Below are 22,568 nucleotides of genomic sequence, written 5' to 3' on the forward strand. Positions count from 1 at the left end.
GGCAAAAGACGTTTAAGGAGCGGCTTTCTTTCGCTATAATAGTACTGCGGACGGGGTGTCCACACACGAAATGAAAAGAAAGTTGATGATAAAGATGAAACAATATGACGTAATCGTAATCGGCGGAGGCCCTTCAGGCTTGATGGCTGCGATTGCAGCAGGAGAACAGGGCGCTGGCGTGTTGCTGATAGATAAAGGAAATAAATTAGGACGGAAACTCGCGATTTCCGGGGGCGGCCGCTGTAATGTGACGAACCGCCTTCCTGTGGAAGAAATTATCAAGCACATCCCCGGCAACGGGCGTTTTTTATACAGCGCGTTTTCTGAATTTAATAATGAAGACATTATCAAGTTTTTTGAAAACCTCGGCATTCAATTGAAGGAAGAGGATCACGGCCGGATGTTTCCTGTTACCGACAAAGCCCAAAGTGTCGTTGACGCGCTGTTAAACAGGCTGAAGCAGCTCCGCGTAACAATCAGAACGAACGAGAAAATTAAATCTGTTTTATATGAAGATGGACAGGCAGCAGGGATTGTGACGAATAATGGCGAAATGATCCATAGCCAGGCAGTCATTATCGCTGTAGGCGGTAAAAGCGTGCCTCATACCGGAAGCACGGGAGACGGCTATGAATGGGCTGAAGCCGCGGGCCATACCATAACAGAGCTGTTTCCGACAGAGGTTCCCGTCACTTCTGCCGAACCGTTCATTAAGCAAAAAACACTTCAGGGCTTATCACTAAGAGATGTAGCCGTCAGTGTGTTAAATAAAAAAGGCAAACCGATTATCACACATAAAATGGACATGCTGTTTACCCATTTCGGCCTCTCAGGACCTGCCATTCTCAGATGCAGCCAATTTGTCGTAAAAGAGCTGAAAAAACAGCCTCAAGTGCCGATCAGGATCGACTTGTATCCGGATATCAATGAAGAAACGCTTTTCCAAAAGATGTATAAAGAACTGAAGGAAGCACCGAAAAAAACCATTAAAAACGTGCTGAAGCCTTGGATGCAGGAGCGCTATCTCCTATTCCTGCTCGAAAAAAACGGCATCTCTCCGAACGTATCGTTTTCTGAGCTGCCGAAGGATCCTTTCAGACAATTTGTAAGGGACTGCAAGCAGTTTACTGTCCTCGCAAATGGCACACTGTCGCTTGATAAGGCATTTGTCACGGGAGGCGGGGTATCTGTAAAAGAAATTGACCCGAAAAAGATGGCTTCTAAAAAAATGGAGGGGCTTTATTTTTGCGGTGAAATTCTGGATATCCACGGCTACACAGGCGGATACAATATTACCTCCGCCCTTGTCACAGGCAGGCTTGCAGGGCTAAATGCCGGGCAATACGCCCGTTCTTAATCATTACTCTTTAAATCTCTTGCCGCCAAACTCACATTTGAACATTCCCCGCATTCATGTTAGGGTGAGACTTGTTTTGTTTCACCTGATTGCGGGGTAATTTTAAGAGAGGAATGAGCTGCCATCGTACGACCATACTAAGCCTGCGAGCAAGATATAGGCGTACACAAAAAATTAGAGGGTGAGAAATGTTGAAACATATATCTAGTGTATTTTGGATTGTGATTGCAATCACAGCTGCAGCTGTATTATGGGGTGTTATTTCTCCTGACAGCCTGCAAAATGTGTCTCAATCGGCACAAGCATTTATTACCGATTCATTTGGTTGGTATTATCTTTTAGTTGTCTCTTTGTTTGTCGGGTTTTGTCTCTTTTTGATTTTCAGCCCGATCGGAAAAATCAAACTCGGAAAGCCTGATGAAAAACCGGAATTCGGGTTACTATCATGGTTTGCCATGCTGTTCAGCGCAGGCATGGGAATCGGCTTAGTATTCTACGGTGCGGCTGAACCGATCAGCCATTACGCAATTAGCTCTCCATCAGGTGAAACAGAAACCCCCCAAGCCTTCAGAGATGCACTCCGCTATACGTTTTTCCACTGGGGTTTGCACGCTTGGGCCATTTATGCCATTGTGGCATTATGCATTGCCTATTTCCAATTCCGCAAAGGCGCGCCCGGGTTAATCAGCAGCACACTGTCACCGATTCTCGGGGATAAAGTAAACGGACCGATCGGAAAGGCCATTGACTGTATTGCAGTTTTCGCCACTGTTGTCGGGGTGTCAACAAGTCTTGGTCTTGGTGCAACCCAAATTAACGGCGGTTTGAATTACCTGTTCGGCATTCCGAATGCGTTTATCGTCCAATTGGTTTTAATCATTATTGTGACAGTGCTCTTTTTACTTTCTGCGTGGAGCGGACTCGGAAAAGGAATTAAGTATTTAAGCAACACAAACATGGTATTGGCCGGATTGTTAATGTTGTTTATGCTCGTTGTCGGGCCTACAGTGCTGATCATGAACTCATTTACAGACTCTATCGGACAATACATTCAAAATATCGTTCAAATGAGCTTCAGACTGACACCGAACGATCCTGAAAAACGCGAATGGATTAACAGCTGGACGATTTTCTATTGGGCATGGTGGATTTCCTGGTCTCCATTTGTCGGCATTTTCATCGCCCGTGTATCCAGAGGCCGGACGATCCGCGAATTTTTAATCGGTGTCTTGGTGACACCTTGTATTTTGACATTTCTATGGTTCTCCATTTTCGGCGTATCAGCCATGGATCTCCAGCAAAAAGGCACGTTCAATGTAGCCAAGCTGTCCACTGAAACGATGCTGTTCGGAACACTTGATCACTATCCGCTGACAATGGTAACATCGATCCTTGCATTGATTCTGATCGCAGTATTCTTTATCACGTCTGCAGATTCAGCTACATTCGTGCTGGGCATGCAGACGTCGTACGGTTCTTTAAATCCGGCGAATTCTGTGAAACTCAGCTGGGGTATCATTCAGTCCGCCATGGCGGCTGTGCTCCTATATTCCGGAGGGCTTGCCGCTTTGCAGAACACAGCGATTCTGGCAGCGCTGCCGTTTTCTATCGTTATCCTGCTGATGATTGCCTCTCTCTATCAATCGCTCTCAAAAGAAAGAAGAGAGATCAAAAAAGCGGAGAAACTCGATAAACCGAGAAGTCCAAGAGTGAAAAAAGCATATTAACAAAAAAGATCTTTCCGCGTCTGCGGAAAGATCTTTTTATTTGCGATATAAAATAAGGGCGGAAAAACAGTAAAGCTGCTCGCCGTCTGGGTCGCACGCTGCCGAAACCGTATATTTGATATCAATCAGCTGCTCCTCCGATATCCCTTTTAAAAATGAATTGATTTCCGTCTGTAAGTCTTTTTCATGCTCTTCATCAAATACCGCTACCTTCAGCATTTTATCCGCTCTCCTTTCTCTATCAATCTATTCCGTTTGGAACAGCGTTATGATAGAGAAATGATGATTATCTCGTTTCCGGATAAAAAGCTTTCCGTATATGGGATTCCCTCTGTGGCTCGCCGCCGTGCTGCTCCACTTTCAGCAGCACGGCATAAACAATTCGCATATGACAGTAGCTGATCAGGCTGACGCTGAAAAAAGGGACAATGCCGGGCAGGTACGCAAGCAAGAAAAAGAGAGCAACAGTCAGTGCAAGCATAGTAAGCGTATATTGCAAATACGCCACACTGAGCAAGAGCGAAAATTTCACATACAGACGTTTTTTCCAGTCAAAATGGACAAGCAGCGGAAACACATAAAAAAGCATGGATACGAACAAAAAGCCAAATATCATAATGGCGAAGCGCAGGATGTGCAGAAGGAAATGACTTGGATAAATGAAGGCCAAATCAATATAAATGATCACTCCGATGAGCGCCAGTACAGCGCCGAGCAGATTTGAACGAAAAAATTCACCCTTGTATTCCTGCCAAAACGTTTTGAGCACCGGAACGTTGTCCTGCCCCTGGATCCACTTCCGCATGACAGCGAATAAAGCCGCGGTCGCGGGCATGATGCCAAACACACCGAGACCGAGCAACGTAAAAAACAGCCACAGCAAGTTTGTATACGCAAATCTCATGATCCATTCGCAAAAGCGCAGCATCCGCCCCAGTGAACCATCATGTTCCATGGCGCCCCCTCCTTTTTTGCATTATACATTCTGCATCTGAAAAAGCTCTTTCATGCCGATCGGCTTCTTTTCGGCAACCGAGCGCCACATTCCCTCACCAACCGCGATGGAGTAGGCTCCAGCTTCAGCCCCGGCTAAAATATCATAGCGGCGCAGCGGGTCTTTTCCTAAAAAAAGATCCTCAAGCAAAAGCGGATCACCTCCGCCATGCCCCCCTTCATTTTTGACTACTTGTATCGTCTGCTTTGATTCAAAAAGCGGATAGTATTCGATTGTCTGCTCAGGAAAAGCAAACGGAATTCTGGAAGGTTCGTGAAATTCATTTGATTCAATACGCCCTTTTGTGCCGTTGATCGTCAGCCGGTAGCCTTCATACGGGGCCGAAAAAACAATCGAGTAGCTTAACAGTGCGCCGCCATCATATTTGACTGCCGCCACGTACGTATCCTCGATGTCAATTTCCTCGTCAAAAATACACGCGTCAGGTCTGTATGCAGTATATAAGCTGGACTGGTCTCCTGCTTCGAGATGATCATCTTTTATAGAAGCTTTAGAGGAACGGGGATGCCACCTTGAATAGTAGTGGCATTTTTCTTTAACACGGCACGTCCCGCAAAAACGCCCGTCTTCTTCCGGCAAGGGGTTCCACTCACTGTCCGGCCCATAGTAATTCAAGGCGCCATAAGCAAATACCTCTTCCGGATTTTGCCCGAGCCACCAATTGACGAGATCAAAGTGATGTGTTGATTTATGGACAGAAAGGCCCCCGGAAAACTGTCTAGACCTGTTCCAGCGTTTAAAATAGCTGGCGCCATGATACGTATCAATATACCAATTTAAATCAACGGAGGTGACCCTGCCTATTTTTCCGTCCAGAATCATTTCTTTTATTTTCCGATGAAACGGGCTGTAGCGATAGTTAAACGCGACGGTGACTTTTCCTTCGCTTTTGGCCTCCGCTTCAAGCACCCGATTCGCATCCTGCACTGTTGTCACCATTGGTTTTTCAGTAATTACATCTGTATCCCACTGAAGGCTTTTTACAATATATGTGACATGCGTATCGTCCCTGCCTGCCACAATGACGATATCAGGCTTTGACACGCGCATCATCTCGTCAAAAGCATCTTCGCTAAACTCGGGCACGTGGGCCAGCTCGGGAAATTTCTTCTTGCAAACGGCAAAACGTTTCGGATCGGCATCCAGCAATCCCGTAATCTCATAATGAGTTGAAAACCGCTCCAACAGCGGTTTGATAAACATACTGAATGCTCTGCTGCTCAATCCGCAAAAGACGATGTTCTTCAATATCCTCACCTCTATCGGGCTTCAGTTAGTTGAGAAATCAGCTGCAGCGCTTCCTCTGTTTTTTCAGCATACACGGGGATAAACGCCGCCATATCGCGATTCAATCGAAAAGAATAGCCGTTCAGCTGCTTTTTCCCTTTTTCGATCTGAATGGCATAGATCGTTTTTTCTCCTGATTTTTTATTAACAGTTGTATAAGGAGATGTTTTTTCAGGAGGCAATCCGTTTAACGGCTGAAAATTTTCCGGATCATCGTAAGCTTGAAACATGTCTTCAGGCACGATGAAAACATCTCCTTCATGGGCGGTAATTTCAGTCAGCAGTTTTTCCTGAAAAGCTGGAAAGATATCGACCTTCCCGGCATTCTGCTCGGCGGCCTTTTTTATTTTTTCCTGTACGCCAGCCTGCATATCAGAAAAGAGAATGACATGCATTCCGTCCGGCCTGCTTGAGCATGATGCCAAAAAGAGCACTGAGACGATCACACACAAAGCCGTCCGTATCCTTTTTGTCATTTCCCCGCTGACCTAAAAAGAGGCTCCAGCTCTGTCATAGCCAAAATAAACGCGCCGGCTCCGTGCAGATCGTTTGTGCTTCTTTCGCGGCTGACATAATAGTCATAGAAACCGGCTGACGTTCCGACACATATGTCATTGACGAGAAACGCGCCGTCTTCTGATGTTTCGGTTTTATGCTGAATCAAGCCTTGATACGCTTTTAGTAGTGTTGTTTCGTAAGCTCTGTCTAGATAGCCTGTATTGATTCCTTTTGCGATTGCGTACATGTACAGACAGGATCCTGAGCTTTCCAGCCAGTTATCAGACCTGTCTCCCTTATCAACGATCTGATACCATAACCCCGTCTCCTTGTCTTGATAGCGGCAGATGCTTTTAATCATGTCCTGCAGCGTGTTTTTCCACACGTGACGGTTTGGATGCTTCTTCGGCAGCTCTTCAATCATGTCAGCAAGAGACATGACGTACCAGCCGATGGAACGTGCCCAAAATTCCGGTGAACAGCCTGTCTCTTCATTGGCCCAAGGCATTTTTTTCGCTTCATCCCAGGCGTGATAAAAAAGTCCGGTTTTTGCATCCTTCGTATGCTTTCTCATTAATGACTCCTGCAGCACAACCTGATCAAACAGCTCCGGCTCCTGCTTCAGATTGGCATATTTCAGTGCGAACGGCCCCCCCATGTATAAGCCGTCGAGCCACATTTGGTAAGGATAACCGTCTTTGTGCCAAAAACCGCCCTCAGACGTCCGGTTCAGTGTTCCATATAAGCCGCGCAGCCTTTTTGCCGCTTTGACATACCGCTCATCCTTCGTCTGCTCGTATAATGGAAAAAGAATGAGACCCGCTTGAATGGCGTCCAGTTCATCTCTTCTAAATAATAGATTGCCATAATCATCGATTAAGAGATCTGCATAAGCCTTCGCATACTCAAAATACCGCTTTTCCCCGGTTACTTCCCACAGCCGCAATACACCGCATAAGAAAACACCTTGATGGTAGTGCCAGCGGTTTGCAGGAGGCAGCTCCTCGACTGTGTACGTGTTCATAATGGTTTTTGCCAATGCCTCCGCGTACGTAAGAGGCGATTTTACAGCGATTGATTGATCCATTGATCCCATCCCTTTCTTAATAAATTCCTTCCTCGCCAAATTTCTTCGCCAAACGATTCGCAAGCATGACCAAAATCAGCCCGACCGCCGCTTTAAATACGCCGACTGCTGTACTGTAGCTGAATTGGCCCTGTTTCAGCCCTGCAGTATAAACATACGTATCAAAAATTTCCGCCACTTCCCTGTTAGTCGCATTTAACAGCAAATACACATGCTCGAAGCCAAGCTCCAGCGTGTCTCCGATTTTCAAAATCAGCAAAACGACGATAACGCTTTTAATGGCGGGCAGCGTAATATGCCACATTTGCCGCAGCCGTCCCGCTCCGTCCATTTTCGCCGCTTCATACAACTGGGGGTCAACCGCTGTAATGGCCGCCAGATAAATGATCGTCGACCATCCCGCTTCCCTCCAGATAACCTGCAGAATATACAGGGGCCGGAACCATTCTTCGTTCAGCAGAAAATTGATTTTTTCACCGCCAAAAAACACAATCAGTTCATTAATCAAGCCTCCGTCTACCGTTAAAAGCACAAACGAAAGCGATACAACAATGACCCAAGACATAAAATGCGGGATATAAATCAGCGTCTGAACAAATTTTTTAAAGAGAGCAATCCGCACTTCGTTCAATAGAAGCGCCAGCAGTATCGGCACCGGGAAAAATATGGCCAGGTTCAACGCAAATAACACGAGCGTGTTTTTTAACAAGAGAAAAAATGTAGGCTCAGTAAACAGCCTGATAAAATGCTTCAGCCCCACCCACTCACTGCCCAAAATGCCGAGGAACGGCTGATAATCCTGAAACGCAATCACAATTCCCCACATCGGGATATACTTAAAAAGCAAAAAATAAATACACCCCGGCAAAATCATCAAGTACAAATATTTTTGCTGAATCAGCTTACTTAGTAAGCGCTTTCTTTTTTCTTTTTTAAAAATGGCTGTATTAACAGCCGGCGCTTGCGCTTCTGCTGTTTTCATTTTTTCCTAGCCTCCTTTCACGGGTTCTTGCATTCACTGTAGCCCAGCAGGCAAAAGTCCGTCTACAATCATATGATCACATCCTGTTTTATCCCTTTATAATCAAGGGTTCAGACGGTCCACCTGAAAAAAAGACACCGATATTAGAAAATGATTATTGACAATATCTATCAATCTTTGGATTAATTGTATTAAGGTGAAGTGGATGTTATGAAATGGGGGGTTTTATGAAAAGAAGCCAATACAAGTTTTACTACAAACTGATCACGTTTTTCTGCCTGCTCAGCACCATTCCGGTTATTTTGGTCGGATTGTTTTCGTACGAGCACTCCCAGAAAACGGCTATTTCCAACGTTTCGGAGGAAAAATTCGACACACTCCAGCAGACCCAGCAAAGCATCGAACATATATTGAAAACCGTCGATCACTCTTTAACCCACTATGTGAGTTCGCCGCCTCTCCTTCGCACATTGTCCGAGCCTTTGCACTCAGACCAATTTCAAATCTATAACCAAGTGAACCAAGAGCTCAATTATCTGCAAAGCTTTGATACCGACCTGTCCAACATGACATTAGTCAGTTATACGAAAAAATGGTACATGAACAATTCCGGTTTGTACCGTTTGAATACAGACACTCTTCATGAAGCAGCTTCAGCGTACACGAAACACAAAGCGAGCCGCTCATATTGGACGCTTGAGGAAAACAATCATTTGATTTCAACCAAAGAAGGCACAGCAGAAAACTGCCGCTACAATATCAATTTAATTAAGCAGCTTCCTTTGAACAGCACAAATACAAAGGGATTGGCCGCCGCAAGCATCCCGAGCTGTTCGCTTGTCAAAAATATGCCTGACTATTCAAACGCCAACAACCTGTTTATCATCGATGAAAAAGGCCGCATCATCCTTCATAACAACATGTCTGACGTCGGTGAATCTCTTCATAACGATGGCTTTGTCCAAAAAGTGCTGGCGCAAACCGCCAATAGCGGACAGTTTGAAACAGTGATTGACCGGATTCATTATAAAGTCACCTATCAAAAATCTGACTATAATACATGGACTTATTTTTCTCTCGTTTCCCTGCCTGAGTTAAAAAAAGAAGCCAAATCAATCGGCTGGATCACTTTTACAGTATGCCTTATTTTGTTAACGCTTTCATTATTGTTCTCTTGGCTGGGCTCCCGCCATTTTTACAAGCCGATCAGGGTGCTTTACGAATCATTCGCAAGACATGGAGCCATACAAGAGAAACAACAGCCTCCTCAAAATGAATTTGAGTTAATTGAACAGAGCTTTAAGCAGCTGAAGGACAGAAATGACGACCTTGAGGAAACGATGAAGCAGCAGGCCACTCATCTGCAGCAATATTTTATGGTCAGGCTTATGCTCGGAAAACTGACGGATGAGGAGGTTGATAACCGCTTTAAAAGCCTCGGTTTAAAACAAAATTGGCGGCACCTTGCCCTGCTTGTGCTCCAAATTGACACACTGAATCATACGCCTTATGAGAAAAAAGATATGGATCTGCTTTTGTTTGCCGTCAACAGCCTGATTGAGCGCAACATCCCGACGGACAAACATCTTGCCCCCGCCGTAGTTGACAAACAGCAGGCGACGATTTTGATCAATCAAAGCGGAACAAAGGAAGAATTCATGGCTGAGCTGAATAAGACTGCAAGGATGATTCAGGAAAAAGCGGAAGCTGAGCTGCAGCTGTCTGTCAGCATCGGCATCAGCCAGCCGTTTGATGTGCTGACAAAAGCGAAAACAGCCTATGCGGAAGGCTCAGAAGCGTTGAAATACCGGCTCAAAGCGGAAAACAAATCGATTATCTTTTACGAAGACCTTGACCAGAAAAAAACGTTCAAAACCCATTTTCCAAAGCAGCTTCAGCATGAGCTGTTCGATGCCGTTAAAGCAGGAGACAAGGAGAAAGCGGATAAATGCCTGCACGCGATTTTGCAAGCCATTTTCACCCAGAACACCAACCCGTATCAATTTCAAATCGCCATCGCCCGTTTTTTGAACCATGTGATTGAGCTGATGCATGTGCTCGGGATCGAATTGTTTGAGCTTGAAGAAAACAAAATGCTGTATGACCAAATTTTTGAGCTGAAAACGTTCGAGGATACCGAAAACTGGCTAAAGAATGAGTTTATTGATCCGATGACAGACAAAGTGAACGCCCGCGCGGATGCCCAGTACAAAAATATTTCCGACAACATCATTCATATCATCCATCATGAGTTTGAATCCGAATTGACACTGGACGAAATCGCACGCAGGCTCCATTACAACCCAAATTATTTAAGCAGCATTTTCAAAAAAGAAATGGGTATTTCATTCAGCGAGTATGTCTCAAGCTACCGACACCATATGGCAAAAAGCTGGCTTGCCGAAACAGACATGGCGGTCAAGGACATTGCCGAAAAGCTGAAATATAAAAACTCGCAAAATTTCATCAGATCATTTAAGAAGCTGGAAGGGATTACACCGGGAAACTACCGCCAGCAGAAAAGAAGCATGTAAAAAACCCAAAACCGCTTGCGCGTTTTGGGTTTTTCCAATGTTATTTTGCTTGTTTAAACGCTTCTTCGTATTCCTGAATAATTTGTTTTCCTCCGCTTGACTCCCATTTTTCCACTTCTTTATCGAACTGGCTTTCTGTAATGTCTCCAATCATATATTTGTAAGTCGCGTCATCAATGATTTTCTTCAGTTCATCACCCCGTTCCGACTCCGATGCGGAATACAGGCTTTCAGCCGGGTTTGAGACGATAATCTTTTCATTGTCCTCGGTCAGCTCCTCGTACGCCGTCCGAAGCGGATCTCCAGTGTTTTTTAAGTAAGCTTTATCAATGGCGATTAAAGCGGATAGCGGCTGAATATCAGTCTGCCAGTCTTTCACTTGGCTTTCTTCGCGTGTGAACGTTTTGCCCTCTCCTTTTTTGTAATGAACGCCGTCAATGCCATAAGTCATCAGGCTATAGACATCTTCTTCGGCCATTCGGTCAAAAAACGCTAAGATCCGTTTAAGCTCTGCTTCCGTTTTCACACTCGTTTTCGGGAAAGCAAACACGCCGTTATGGCCTCCTGATGCCCATACCCGCTCTTCCCCATCCGGGCCTTTTATGCGGTTGATGATCTCGAGCTTCATCGATTTATCAGAGGCATGGTCGCGCAGATTAACCGCATCTACCATATTGCCAATATAAATTCCGGCTTTTCCTTGAGAAAACAGCTCCTGCTGCTGGGTTTTGCTTGTGACGGGAAAATCCTTATTCATATACCCGTTATCACGCAGCTTTTTCATATAGTTCATCGTGTCTTTGTATTCCTGTGTCATGAAATCAGGCGTGAATTTGCCGCCCGATTCCTTCCAATCTGTCGCCATGCCTTCATACGAGCCAATCGTTTTAAACGCGCCGTAAATCAAGTCATTACGGTCTGTCAGCCCGATCGTATCATCTTTCCCATCCTTGTCCGGGTCGTCCTCCGTAAATGCTTTGGCCACTTCATAAAGCTCATCCAACGTTTTCGGGGTTTTCAAATTTAAATTGTCCAGCCAGTCCTTCCGAATGACGATCCCCTGTCTGGAAAGCGGGCGCTCTCTGTATATCCCGTAGAGCTTGCCGTCAATTGTCACATTTTTATTAATGAGTTTGTTCATTTTGTTTAAGTTGGGATAATCCTTGATATAATCGCCGATTTCCCAAAACATTCCTGACCGGAAGGCATTCATGACTGACGAATTTTTAATATCCTGGATGGTCACGATTTGCGGAAGATTGCCGGCTGCAAGCGCTGCATTCAGCCTGTCTTCTTTCACCGCGTCTGGAACCCAGGTGATGTCGAGTTCTGTATTTGTCAGCTTTTCGATTTCTTTAATCGCCCTGTCTTTCGGCGGCTGCTGGTGATACAAAATCGCCATCCAAGACAGGTTTACCTTTGAATCCGGGCCAGCTTTGCCTTCAGCCGAAGACTGATCAGCCCCTTTACAGCCCGCCAGCACTCCGCCGAGTGCCAGTACAAGCACAATCAAAAGCACCCTCCATTTGTTTCCCATCGTACCCCTCCGTTTCATATGTCTTTATCCTTTGACAGATCCCAGCAAAGCTCCTTTTGCGAAATGCTTTTGTATAAACGGATAGACAAGCAGAACCGGGATGGTCGCCACCACTATGACCGCCATTTTAATGGTTTGCTCAGGCGGCGGGCTGCCCGACCCCATTTCAGACATATCCCCCTGCATACCGCTTGATACAATGACGATTTGGCGCAGAAGCACCTGAATCGGCCATTTTGCTGAATCATTTAAGTACAAGATCGCTGTCATATACGTGTTCCAATACGTGACCGCATAAAATAGTGAAATCGTTGCGATCGCAGGAAGAGACAGCGGCAGCACAATTTTAAAGAATATGCCCAGATCATTGCACCCGTCAATTTTCGCGGACTCTTCCAGGCTTGACGGGATATTTTGAAAAAAGTTTTTCAAAATGATCAGGTTAAAGGCATTAATGGCTGTCGGCAAAATAAGCGCCCAGTAAGAATCGAGCAATCCAAGCGATTTGACCACAAGGAAAGTCGGAATCATGCCGCCGCTAAACAGCATCGTAAATACGACGAGAAACATGAGCGGCTGCCGGCCGATTAAATCACGGCGGGATAACCCGTAAGCCATCAGTGAAGAAAGAAACATGCTGACCGCAGTGCCTATCACTGTCACAAACACAGAAACAAGCAAACTCTTATAAATAATATCTGTTGAAAAAATGTAGCGATAAGCATCTAGCGAAAAAGTGGTCGGTATTAAAATAAATGTTTTCGACACGACTTCTTCTACTGTGGCGAAAGATGCTGCGATGACATGAATGAACGGAAGTACGCATATTAAAGCGAACATCAGCAAGAAACCATAAATCAACATATCAAACAGACGGTTTTTCAGTGAATGTGCGATAGCTCCCACCTCTCTTTGTAAGCGTTATCATATTTTTGAAAACCGAGCTCAGCATGTGACGATATCGTGTCTAAAATGTAGCAAATCTGTGATTGCCATGTCTATAATCATTTGAACAGAGTCCCCGGCCGGGCGGGGGCTGCCGCGAATTGAGACCGATAACAAAAGAAAAAGAGCATAATCTTAGAAAATGATTATGCTCCGTTCTCCTCCTCGTTCAGAAGTTCGGCCGTATTGATTTGTGGCGAAAACCCAAGTTCATTCACGGCAGATTCAATGGACCATGGCCGGCTCGGATTATCAGAGACGGCGTAATAAGTGCCGTACCGGATATTGGTCTCAATGGCGGCTTTGAAAATCGACAGCAGATCGGGGTGAGAAAGCAGTGTCTTTTTCGTCCGTTCTTTTTCATGCAGCGTATCCATTTCATCTGTGACGACTGTTCCGATTCGAAGGTTGATTACTGATAGCTTATTTTCCAAATAAAACAAATGGCCGATCTGTTCAGAGGTCAGCTTTAATACACCGTACAAGTTTTTTGACAGCGGATAATCGCTTGTTGTGATTTCCCGTCCTAAGAGCGAGCGCCCGTCTTTTTCGTATACATCTGTGACATGATTGCTGCTGGCGAACACGAGCTTTTGAATGCCGAGCTCCGCTGCCGCACGGCACAGATAATAGCTTGCCCTATAGAAAACATCCGTCATCTTTTCAAACTCAGCGATGTCCATAATATCGTATTTGATTTTAACAGCGAGTAAATTCAAGATGGCATCGGTATCTTTTGGAATCTTCTTCAACAGCTCCTCATAATTTGCCGCGTCAGCCTGAATGGAAGAGGCTTTGCCATCGAAATGATCTTTATCAAGCACTGTCACTTCATAATCTGAAGTAAGCCCTTCAGCAAGCAGTCTCCCAATCACACCATTTCCGCCGGCGATCAGCACTTTTTTCACGATGTTCACTCCCCTTTTTTATAGATTGCCCATTTTCGGCGGGGCTGACACTTTTTTGGCACTCACATTCTTAGGCTTATTCAAAAGTCACCGACAGCTCCTCAAGCGCCCGAAATCCAAAAAGCGGCCGATACCGCCATTCAAAATCCGCGAGCGTAAGGCTGGGCATCCGCTGCAGAAGTGTGTTAATCGCAATTTGCGCTTCTAATCGTGCCAGCGAGGACCCTAAACAAACATGATGGCCATGACCAAATGAAAGGTGCGGATTAGGACTTCTCGTAATATCGAAGACATCGGGGTTCGTGAAAATGCTTGGGTCTCGATTAGCCGCCCCTAACAAAAGATAGACTTGCTCTCCTTGACGGATCGTCACCCCGCTGATGTCAATATCCTCTGACGCAACTCTGGCTGTCATTTGCGTGGGGCTTTCATAGCGTAAACATTCCTCGACTGCGGTACCAATAAGATCTGGATTTTCTCTCAGTTTCAAAATCTGTTCTGGATGCTGCAGCAGACAAAGGACTGAATTGCTGATGAGATTGACCGTTGTCTCATGTCCGGCGATCGCCAGCAATATGCACGTAGATGCCGCCTCCTCTTCCGTCAGCTTATCCTTTTCTTTCCCCTTCAAGAGCATGCTGATCATATCCTGTTGAGGGTGGCGTTTTCGCTTTTGAATCAGCTCTTTGAAATATGCCATAGCCTGCACAGCCATATGATTGCCCTCTGTTAATGCCTTTCTTGACCGGGTAAAATCAATCGTTTGAATGAGACTCGCAGCCCACTCCTTTAATTGCTCCCTATCTTCCTCCGGTACACCTATAATGTTAGCTATGACAAAGCTTGCTAAAGGAAAAGCAAAGTCCGAAATGACCTCCATCTTTTTTTTACCTTGCACTTGATCAAGCAAATGATGGACAGTTTCAATGATATACGGCTGATAACTCTCTGTCGCTCTCGGCGTAAACGCTCCGCTGGCAAGCGTCCGCAATCGTCTATGATCAGGCTGGTTCTGAAACAGCATCATTTGATTTTGCACATGTGAAAGGTCCTGATATTTGGTTGAGCTCTCAGGCAGCGGGGTGCGGACTTTGAATCTCGCATCTTTCAAAATAGCAGCCGTTTCTTCATATCCTGTGACATACCAGCCCGGGTATTTTAAGAAACTCCCTTTATAGATAGGATGAACAGCTCGCAATGTGTCGTAAAAAGAATATGGGTTTTTCAAAAACTCCGAAGATGCAGTTGACGATGCAATTGTCACGTGATTTTCTCCTTTCTGTTCAAAAATAAAAGCAATCGACATCATACCGATTGCTTTTATTGATGCTTTCAGCTTTTCGCACTTAAACTGGCCTTCATTTCTTCGACTGATTCAACTTCAAAGCCTAAATCACTCAGCATTTTATGATCCTCCGTCTCCTCTTGCCCGGCAGTTGTTAAGTAGTCTCCGACAAAAATGGAGTTTGCGGCGTAAAGCCCTAATGGCTGCAATGAGCGGAGATTGACCTCTCTTCCTCCGGATATGCGAATTTCTTTTGATGGATTGATAAAACGGAACAGCGCCAGCACTTTTAAACAATACAGCGGGTTTAATTCGTTGACGCCTTCTAACGGCGTGCCATCAATTGCATGCAAAAAATTCACAGGAATGGAATCCGCGTCAAGAACCTTCAAGCTTTTGGCGATGTCAATGACATCTTGTTTCGTCTCCTTCATCCCGATAATGGCGCCTGAACACGGAGACAGCCCCGATTCTTTTGCGATTTCAACCGTATTGACTCTGTCATCGTATGTATGTGAGGTCGTGATGTTTGAATGGTTTCTCTGTGACGTATTCAAATTATGATTATAGCGGTCTACTCCGGCATCTTTGAGCCGCTTCGCCTGCTCTGGCTTCAACAGTCCGAGACACGCACAAATCTTCAGTCCATACGTCTCTTTAATTTCCTGAACCGCATCTACGACCTGATCCACTTCTCTGTTAGACGGCCCTCTGCCGCTTGCCACGATACAATATGTGCCGATATTCAGATCGTGCGCCCGCTTCGCGCCTTCAAGCAGCGTTTCCTTATTCACCATCCGGTAAGACTCAATCGGCGCTTTCGAAATCGCAGACTGTGAACAATAGCCGCAGTTTTCCGGGCAGAGCCCGGATTTTGCATTCATAATCATATTGAGCTTTACTTTTTTTCCATAAAAGTGTTTTCTGATATGAAAAGCTCCATGCATTAATAGCAAAATATCTTCGTCAGGACAATGTAATATTAAAAGCGCTTCTTCGTCAGTCACTTCTGCTCCAGACAGCACCCGGTCTGCAAGTTCCATCCATTGATTCATTCTCATACCCCCACTTGATTCATCAGTAATGATAGATTGATATGGTCTTTTACCATATGTAGAACCGTTTCTTTCGTCACGTTGGCAAGCTTTGGCGTAATCCCTAAAACCGGCACACCGCATAAGCGTTCAATCATCTCAGGATTGGTTTTTTCATCTTCATCAGGAGAGTCACTGATTCCATTGATGATAATTCCGGCGATTGGAAGCCCCATGCTTTCTGCATATTTGACAGTTAAAAAGGTATGATTAATGGTTCCAAGGTGAGGACGTGCCACAATAATCATGGGAAGCTGCAACGCTTTTATGACATGACTGACCAAATAGTCCTCTCCCAATGGCACAGAAATACCGCCCGCACCTTCTACGATGAAGCATTCATGTTTTTCTCTAATCCGCCCCCAATGGCTTAAAACCTCTTCCATGGTGACAGTCTTTCCCTCAAGTTTCCCTGCAACGTATGGTGCAAGCGGCGCTTTGAAGGCAAAAGGCGTAATGTCTTCATGAGAAAGACCGGTCTGCGACATGTCTTTCAGCAGACTAGTATCACTATCTGGATGATGACGCGATATCCCGCTTAAAAATGGTTTATACACCCCGACATCTCTATTATGTTCTTTCAATAAGGCAGCAAGACCGCTGGATATAACCGTTTTCCCCACTTCTGTATCAGTTCCCGTCACAAAAAAACCCCTCAAATGATATACAGCTCCTTTCCGATTGAATGAAATGTTTTCAGCAAATCATCAATATCACCCATACTGTGGTCAGACGTGATTGTAATTCGAATACGGCTTTCACCCGGCGCAACGGTCGGCGGCCGAATGGCAGGAGCATAAATTCCCTTGCCCTGCAGTTTTTCAGCAAATAGGACCGTTTTATGGGCATCGCCAATGACTACAGGAATAATCGGTGTGTGATCTCCTTTTACCACATAACCCATATTCTTCAGACTGGTTCTAATCATGCTGATATAAGAAAATAAAAGCTGTCGTTTTTCCCTGCTGGCTTCAATAATGTTGAAAGCCTCATGAGCAGCCGCACAGCTAGCTGGCGGAATAGCGGTTTGAAAGATAAATGTTCTGGCATGGTTCAGCAAAAAGTCGATGAAGACCGCTGATCCTGCCGCAAAACCTCCTTCCGCGCCAACAGCTTTGCTTAAGGTGCCGATCACAATGTCGGGACAAACACCAAAGTATTCACTCGTTCCTCGTCCCGAATCGCCCAAAACTCCTGTTGCGTGGGCATCATCAACGACCACGAAGGCATGATAGCGTTTCGCAAGTGAGATGATCTGATCAAGAGGGGCGATTGTGCCATCCATGCTGAATACCCCGTCTGTTACGATAAAACGGCGCTGATAACGCTGTGTTTCATTCAGCTTGTTTTCAAGATCATTCATATCAATATGCCGATAAACAACTGTATCAGCCTTAGAAAGTCGGCAGCCGTCGATAATACTTGCATGATTGAGCTCGTCACTTAAAATGACATCTTCCTTTTCTGGCAAGGATGAAAGGACACCGACATTGGCCAAGTAACCGCTCGAAAACAGCAGGGCCGCTTCTGACCGTTTAAAGCTGGCAATCTTCTTTTCTAGCTTCTCATGCCAGACCGAATTGCCTGTCGTTAAACGTGAACCGCTGCTTCCTGTCCCAAATTGCTGCAATGCTGTTTGGGCTGCATCGATCAAACGTCTATCGCTTGCGAGCCCTAAATAATTGTTTGAGGACCAGACCGTTTGATTTTCGCCATCAATGTTCCTCTCTGGAACCGGCGCTCCATTCATTGACCGCAGGTTACGATGTACGCCGGCTTCTTTCATTCTGTCTAACCGCTTGTTCAACCAGGAATCAATCTTCAAGGCTCGTAACCTCATGGATCGCTTGTTTCATAATGGCAACCATTTCCCCGAGCTCCTCAGCTGTGCTGGCAAGAGGAGGAAGAAATGCAACCACGTCCCCAAGCGGTCTTGTCAGCATTCCTAACTCTCTCATTTTTAAGGAAACTTTGTATCCGATCCGCCGATCAGCCGGGTAAGGTTCTTTGGTTTCCTTTGACCGGACAAGCTCTGCACCGCACATAAAGCCAAGCTGCCGAATATCCCCAACATGAGGAAGAGCGTGCAGATCTTGAAGAAGAAAATGGAGCTTTTTACTTTTTTCCGCTACTTGTTCCACAATGTTTTCAGATTCAAATAATGCCAGATTTTCAAGCGCAACCGCACAGCCAAGCTGATTGCCTGTATAGGAATGGCCATGGAAAAAGGTTTTTAGGTTTTCATAATCATCATAGAATGCCTTATAGATGTCTTCAGTGGCAAACGTAACGGCAATTGGCAAATAACCTCCTGTAATGCCTTTACCGGCAGCCATCAGATCAGGCTGGACATTCTCGTGCTCGCACGCAAACATTTTTCCTGTACGGCCAAAGCCTGTAGCGACTTCATCAACGATCATTAAGACATCGTATGTTGTACATAGCTCGCGCACCCCTGCCAAATATCCTTCCGGCATCACGATCATACCGGAAGCCCCTTGTACCATTGATTCAATGGAAAGCGCGGCAATTTCCTCGTGATGTTCCTTAAGCAGCTGTTCAAGCTCTCGCAGGCACTCATCACGGCACTCATCAGGATCACCGCTTTCAGAGCGATACACATAAGGAATCGGAGCCTTGTAACTCTCGAACATCAACGGGCCGTATACGTGGTGAAAAAGTTCAATTGAACCGACACTGACGGCGCCAATCGTATCACCGTGATACCCGTTTTTCATTGCGATAAATTTTTGTTTCTCGGGCTTCCCGATGTTCTTCCAATACTGAAACGCCATTTTTAGGGCTATTTCCATCGCTTCTGCACCGCTGTCTGAATAAAAGACCCGCGTGAGCTTTTTTGGGCTGATATCTATTAATGTTTCGGCAAGCTGGGTTGCTGGAACATTGGTCATGCCCAATAACGTGGAGTGCGCAATTTTTCCGAGCTGTTTTTTTATGGCGTTATCTAGTTCTTTTTTGCGGTGTCCGTGGACATTAAGCCAAACTGATGAAAAACCGTCATAGTATTCCTTGCCATTTATGTCTTTGACTTTGATTCCAGTCCCGCTTTCGATGATTAAGGGGTTTTCATCATAATCTTTCATTTGGGTAAATGGCAGCCAAAGGTGCTTTTTACTTTTTTCTATCAAATCATGAGTCATGATCTTCCTCCCACTCTATTAAAATAGGCTGCTTCTCCAGATCATGTATGTACGTGTTTACATCATTGGATCCATCAATAAAAAAAACTCGGCAGCCCTCTTCAGACCCGTATTCTTTCATTGCTGTAATACGCTGATAGCCCATTTTCTTACCCGCAACATAGCCTGTTATGTAATCCGGATCGTCCGACCAGCATAATTCTGCAATGGCTGCCGGGTGCCGGCTTACCTTTGAAGCGAGCGCAAGGGCCTCTTTTATTCTTGAATGAGCTGGCACGTGACTGTGAAGCGCCCATTTTTCAAAATTAGCGTCCGGCCAATCCATTCTGGAGACCCGCACCCCTTTTTCTTTTGTTTGATCCATTCGCTTTCCTGTATGAATATCAAACAACACCGCACCCCTGACATCTGACCATTCAGGGATTTGTTCATATGCTTTTTCAATCACGTCTCGTGAAACGCCTTCTTTTTCCAATAACAATCGGGCCAGCTTTTGTCCTTCTTCCGGGCAGCTCACTTCATTCGTATGCACAGGCAATGGCTGAATGGTTTTTATCGATTCATATACCTCTTCAAATTGAATTTGCATAAAATCAGGTTTTCCTCTTGAATGGGATAACCCTTTTTCTAATAAAGCATTGACTGTATGCTTCATCTCATGGAAAGGAATAAGCCGTTCTCCGCCGGATATATGCTTTCCGCCGTCTTCATGAGATCCATTCATAGAAGCCCTCATTCTGACACTATAAAAAGTTTCTTCTTGCATCATTTCTCGCCCTTTCACTGATAACTGAAGAACGTGCAGTGCTTCTCATTTTAATTGTTAACCAATTATATTTAAAGGTTAACAATTAGAATATATTATTCTCTCCTGTTTCTGTCAATAGAAGAAAGCATCGATTTATGCAGTTGGTTAAAAGGAAACAAAAAGACCGTTTGTGTGAAAACGGTCTTTTTCGATTTCTTATAACAATCACAGCCACTTTTGCAAAAACTGGACAGCTTCATGCCTCATAACTGCTGTTTCGAAATGTCCCGAAGCAGAACGGACCACTCGGTAGCAATCAGAAGCTCCCTGTCCAGCATAGACAGCTGTCAATTCTTTTTCGATTTTGTCCACGCCCTCGGCCGGCGTTAACCGATCGTGTACACCAACAAGACTAAGGTGCGGGCGCGGCGCTATCAGGCCTTGTATCTCCGATGCGGAAAAATGCTTTGCAAGCGATGGGACGTAATAATAAAAGCCGTGCCTGTCAAGATTCTGTGTTTTGATCAGCACGTGATGATCCACCTGGCTGCACAAATCCACACACACCTTAATCCGGTCATCGAGCGCCGCTGTCCACCACGCCAGCAAACCTCCCATAGACATGCCGATGGTTCCGATCCTGTCAGGCTGAACATCAGAGCGTGACTGCATATAGTCTAACGCACTTAAACTGTCATAAATCATCATCCCCCACATCACTTTTCCGGTGAGAAGCATTTCTTTAAATATCTCGCTTTCCGCTTTTCCCCGCCGATCTCCAAATCCCCAATGATCAATCGCAAGAACGCCGTATCCGAGTGAAGTAAGCTCATCAGAAAAAGAAGGCATTTTCAAATAATCCGCTCCCTCAATCAGCTCACTTTTCCCCCTATCATACTGGCCCCCATGCGAATGCTGAAACAATACGGCTGGGCACGGTCCTTCTGTTTTCTTCGGCTTCACAAAATAAGCGGGCACCTTTTCATGTCCATTTAAATCGAGCAGGAGCGTTTCAACAATATTTTCTTCTCTTTCTTCAATACGTAATGTCTCAACACTGATTGGCCTCCGATCAGGCAAATCACCAAGCAATCGAAACAGTTGCTTTCTTCTTTCGGCTCTCATCCCATCACCCTTCCTTATTCGCTTACTTCACATTTACGAGACAGATCTGGGTTCCCCTTTATTTTTCCAACATAAATCACATCATTTACTAAATTTTTAGTAAATATAACGAAATATTCCGAAAACAATTGTTGTAACCGCTTACTTTTATATGATAGTATCAATTTATCAAAAACAGATGAGTTAATATTTTACTAAATATAGATGAGAGGGATACCCATGGTTCGTATTAAAGATATCGCATTGAAAGCTAATGTTTCCAGCGCAACTGTGTCCAGAATTTTAAATGAAGATGAGTCGCTTTCTGTTGCGGGCGAAACGAGACAAAGAGTCGTCAACATCGCTGAAGAGCTTGGTTATCAAACCGTTGCCAAACGCCGAAAATCCCGCGGGCAAAAACAGCTGGCCCAGCCGCTGATCGGTGTGCTGAGCTGTCTGTCCCCTGATCAGGAAAGGCAGGACCCTTATTTTTCTTCCATTCGGAAAGGCATTGAAAAGGAATGCTTTGAACAGGAAATTTTTATTACAAATTCGATTCATCTCGGCTCCTTTCAGGAACATATTCTTCGGGAATTGGATGGTGTCATTGTCATCGGCCGTGTTCATGATGAAGCGGTTAAGCATATCAGCGGAAGGCTGGAGCATGCCGTATTTATCAATCATTCACCAGATCCGCAAGCATACGATTCGATTGGAATCGATTTTGAATCGGCTTCACGCCAGGCGATTGATCACCTTTTCGACTTAGGCTACAAACGGTTAGGCTACATTGGCGGACAAGAAAAAGAGCATACGCTGAAGGACGGCCAAAGCATTCGCAGAACGATTGAAGACAAACGCCTGACCGCTTTTTTGGAGTCAGCCGCCCCCCAGCCTGAGCATGTGCTGATCGGAGAATACAGCATGCGTGAGGGCTATCGCCTGATGAAGAAAGCAATCGATCAAGGCCATCTGCCGGAAGCATTCTTTATTGCCAGCGATTCTATGGCGATCGGCGCATTAAAAGCGCTGCAGGAAGCCGGACTGCAAGTGCCGCGGGATACCGCAATCGTCAGCTTTAACGGCATTGAGGAAGCTGAATTTGCCAGCACGCCTTTAACGACGGTGAAGGTATACACAGAGGAAATGGGCCGGACAGGCGTAAAACTGCTGCTTGACCGTCTCAATGGCCGAACGCTTCCCCAACATGTCACCCTGCCTACAACATTAATCGTAAGACAAAGCTGCGGATGTACAGCAAAGGAGGTGACATAAGCAAAGATTCATCACGATGATAAG

The 22,568-nt window shown here is 45.3% G+C and carries 20 protein-coding genes; 4 read left to right on the forward strand and 16 right to left on the reverse strand.

Annotated features, from left to right (window positions below; translation table 11 throughout):
• Positions 1 to 94: 94 nt before the first annotated feature.
• Positions 95 to 1,357, forward strand: coding sequence for a BaiN/RdsA family NAD(P)/FAD-dependent oxidoreductase (locus AC0OMU_RS15615; protein ID WP_015483573.1), 1,263 nt, complete (start codon positions 95 to 97; stop codon positions 1,355 to 1,357).
• 188 nt (positions 1,358 to 1,545) lie between these two features.
• Entirely contained in the window at positions 1,546 to 3,084 is a 1,539-nt protein-coding gene (opuD, locus tag AC0OMU_RS15620) for a glycine betaine transporter OpuD (RefSeq protein WP_015384403.1), read from the forward strand.
• A 36-nt stretch (positions 3,085 to 3,120) separates the two neighbouring features.
• Here opuD and AC0OMU_RS15625 read toward each other — a convergent pair whose 3' ends face one another.
• The 6 genes from AC0OMU_RS15625 to rmgP all read right to left on the reverse strand — a co-directional run bounded on the left by AC0OMU_RS15625 (position 3,121) and on the right by rmgP (position 7,953).
• Positions 3,121 to 3,303: a sporulation protein Cse60 gene (locus AC0OMU_RS15625; protein ID WP_003223398.1), complete on the reverse strand. Its 183-nt coding sequence runs from the start codon at positions 3,301 to 3,303 to the stop codon at positions 3,121 to 3,123.
• 67 nt (positions 3,304 to 3,370) lie between these two features.
• On the reverse strand, positions 3,371 to 4,039 hold the full coding sequence (locus AC0OMU_RS15630) for a YesL family protein (RefSeq protein WP_063335778.1): 669 nt from the start codon (positions 4,037 to 4,039) through the stop codon (positions 3,371 to 3,373).
• Between the two features lie 21 nt (positions 4,040 to 4,060).
• Positions 4,061 to 5,347 (reverse strand): Gfo/Idh/MocA family protein, encoded by a 1,287-nt coding sequence (locus AC0OMU_RS15635; protein ID WP_021480330.1) that lies wholly within the window; start codon positions 5,345 to 5,347, stop codon positions 4,061 to 4,063.
• A gap of 11 nt (positions 5,348 to 5,358) precedes the next feature.
• Complete coding sequence (gene rmgS, locus AC0OMU_RS15640; protein WP_474241287.1) at positions 5,359 to 5,862, reverse strand: rhamnogalaturonan transport/degradation protein RmgS; 504 nt, start codon at positions 5,860 to 5,862, stop codon at positions 5,359 to 5,361.
• A complete protein-coding gene (gene rmgQ, locus AC0OMU_RS15645) occupies positions 5,859 to 6,980 on the reverse strand; it encodes an unsaturated rhamnogalacturonyl hydrolase (protein WP_322839782.1) in 1,122 nt (373 codons plus the stop codon). Before rmgQ ends, rmgS begins: the two co-directional genes overlap by 4 nt.
• A gap of 7 nt (positions 6,981 to 6,987) precedes the next feature.
• Positions 6,988 to 7,953, reverse strand: coding sequence for a polygalacturonan/rhamnogalacturonan ABC transporter permease (rmgP, locus tag AC0OMU_RS15650; RefSeq protein WP_474241288.1), 966 nt, complete (start codon positions 7,951 to 7,953; stop codon positions 6,988 to 6,990).
• A gap of 215 nt (positions 7,954 to 8,168) precedes the next feature.
• Between rmgP and AC0OMU_RS15655 the strand changes: the two genes are divergently transcribed.
• Positions 8,169 to 10,487: a helix-turn-helix domain-containing protein gene (locus AC0OMU_RS15655; RefSeq protein ID WP_181220047.1), complete on the forward strand. Its 2,319-nt coding sequence runs from the start codon at positions 8,169 to 8,171 to the stop codon at positions 10,485 to 10,487.
• A gap of 40 nt (positions 10,488 to 10,527) precedes the next feature.
• Here the strand turns inward: AC0OMU_RS15655 and AC0OMU_RS15660 are convergent, their stop codons facing one another.
• From AC0OMU_RS15660 to AC0OMU_RS15705, 10 genes are all read right to left on the reverse strand, one after another.
• A complete protein-coding gene (locus tag AC0OMU_RS15660; protein WP_474241289.1) occupies positions 10,528 to 12,024 on the reverse strand; it encodes an extracellular solute-binding protein in 1,497 nt (498 codons plus the stop codon).
• 24 nt (positions 12,025 to 12,048) lie between these two features.
• Positions 12,049 to 12,909 (reverse strand): carbohydrate ABC transporter permease, encoded by an 861-nt coding sequence (locus AC0OMU_RS15665; RefSeq protein WP_015251420.1) that lies wholly within the window; start codon positions 12,907 to 12,909, stop codon positions 12,049 to 12,051.
• A 206-nt stretch (positions 12,910 to 13,115) separates the two neighbouring features.
• On the reverse strand, positions 13,116 to 13,877 hold the full coding sequence (locus AC0OMU_RS15670; protein ID WP_474241290.1) for an NAD-dependent epimerase/dehydratase family protein: 762 nt from the start codon (positions 13,875 to 13,877) through the stop codon (positions 13,116 to 13,118).
• A gap of 76 nt (positions 13,878 to 13,953) precedes the next feature.
• Positions 13,954 to 15,141 (reverse strand): biotin biosynthesis cytochrome P450, encoded by a 1,188-nt coding sequence (bioI, locus tag AC0OMU_RS15675; RefSeq protein WP_474241291.1) that lies wholly within the window; start codon positions 15,139 to 15,141, stop codon positions 13,954 to 13,956.
• Positions 15,142 to 15,209: 68 nt separating this feature from the next.
• Positions 15,210 to 16,217, reverse strand: coding sequence for a biotin synthase BioB (gene bioB, locus AC0OMU_RS15680; protein WP_474241292.1), 1,008 nt, complete (start codon positions 16,215 to 16,217; stop codon positions 15,210 to 15,212).
• A gap of 2 nt (positions 16,218 to 16,219) precedes the next feature.
• Complete coding sequence (bioD, locus tag AC0OMU_RS15685) at positions 16,220 to 16,915, reverse strand: dethiobiotin synthase (protein WP_063335769.1); 696 nt, start codon at positions 16,913 to 16,915, stop codon at positions 16,220 to 16,222.
• Positions 16,912 to 18,081, reverse strand: a complete 1,170-nt coding sequence (gene bioF, locus AC0OMU_RS15690) for an 8-amino-7-oxononanoate synthase (protein ID WP_474241293.1) — start codon at positions 18,079 to 18,081, stop codon at positions 16,912 to 16,914. The genes bioD and bioF overlap by 4 nt, the downstream gene beginning before the upstream one ends.
• Positions 18,071 to 19,417, reverse strand: coding sequence for an adenosylmethionine--8-amino-7-oxononanoate transaminase (gene bioA, locus AC0OMU_RS15695; RefSeq protein WP_047183053.1), 1,347 nt, complete (start codon positions 19,415 to 19,417; stop codon positions 18,071 to 18,073). The genes bioF and bioA overlap by 11 nt, the downstream gene beginning before the upstream one ends.
• Positions 19,407 to 20,183, reverse strand: coding sequence for a 6-carboxyhexanoate--CoA ligase (bioW, locus tag AC0OMU_RS15700; protein ID WP_047183054.1), 777 nt, complete (start codon positions 20,181 to 20,183; stop codon positions 19,407 to 19,409). Before bioW ends, bioA begins: the two co-directional genes overlap by 11 nt.
• Positions 20,184 to 20,390: 207 nt before the next feature.
• Positions 20,391 to 21,290, reverse strand: coding sequence for a dienelactone hydrolase family protein (locus tag AC0OMU_RS15705; protein WP_474241294.1), 900 nt, complete (start codon positions 21,288 to 21,290; stop codon positions 20,391 to 20,393).
• 219 nt (positions 21,291 to 21,509) lie between these two features.
• On the opposite strand from AC0OMU_RS15705, the gene AC0OMU_RS15710 reads away from it, so the two are divergent.
• Positions 21,510 to 22,544 carry a LacI family DNA-binding transcriptional regulator gene (locus tag AC0OMU_RS15710; RefSeq protein WP_474222228.1) on the forward strand — a complete coding sequence of 345 codons (1,035 nt, stop codon included), beginning with the start codon at positions 21,510 to 21,512 and terminating at the stop codon, positions 22,542 to 22,544.
• Positions 22,545 to 22,568: the final 24 nt, after the last annotated feature.

Source organism: Bacillus sp. FAU18 (genome assembly GCF_056033885.1).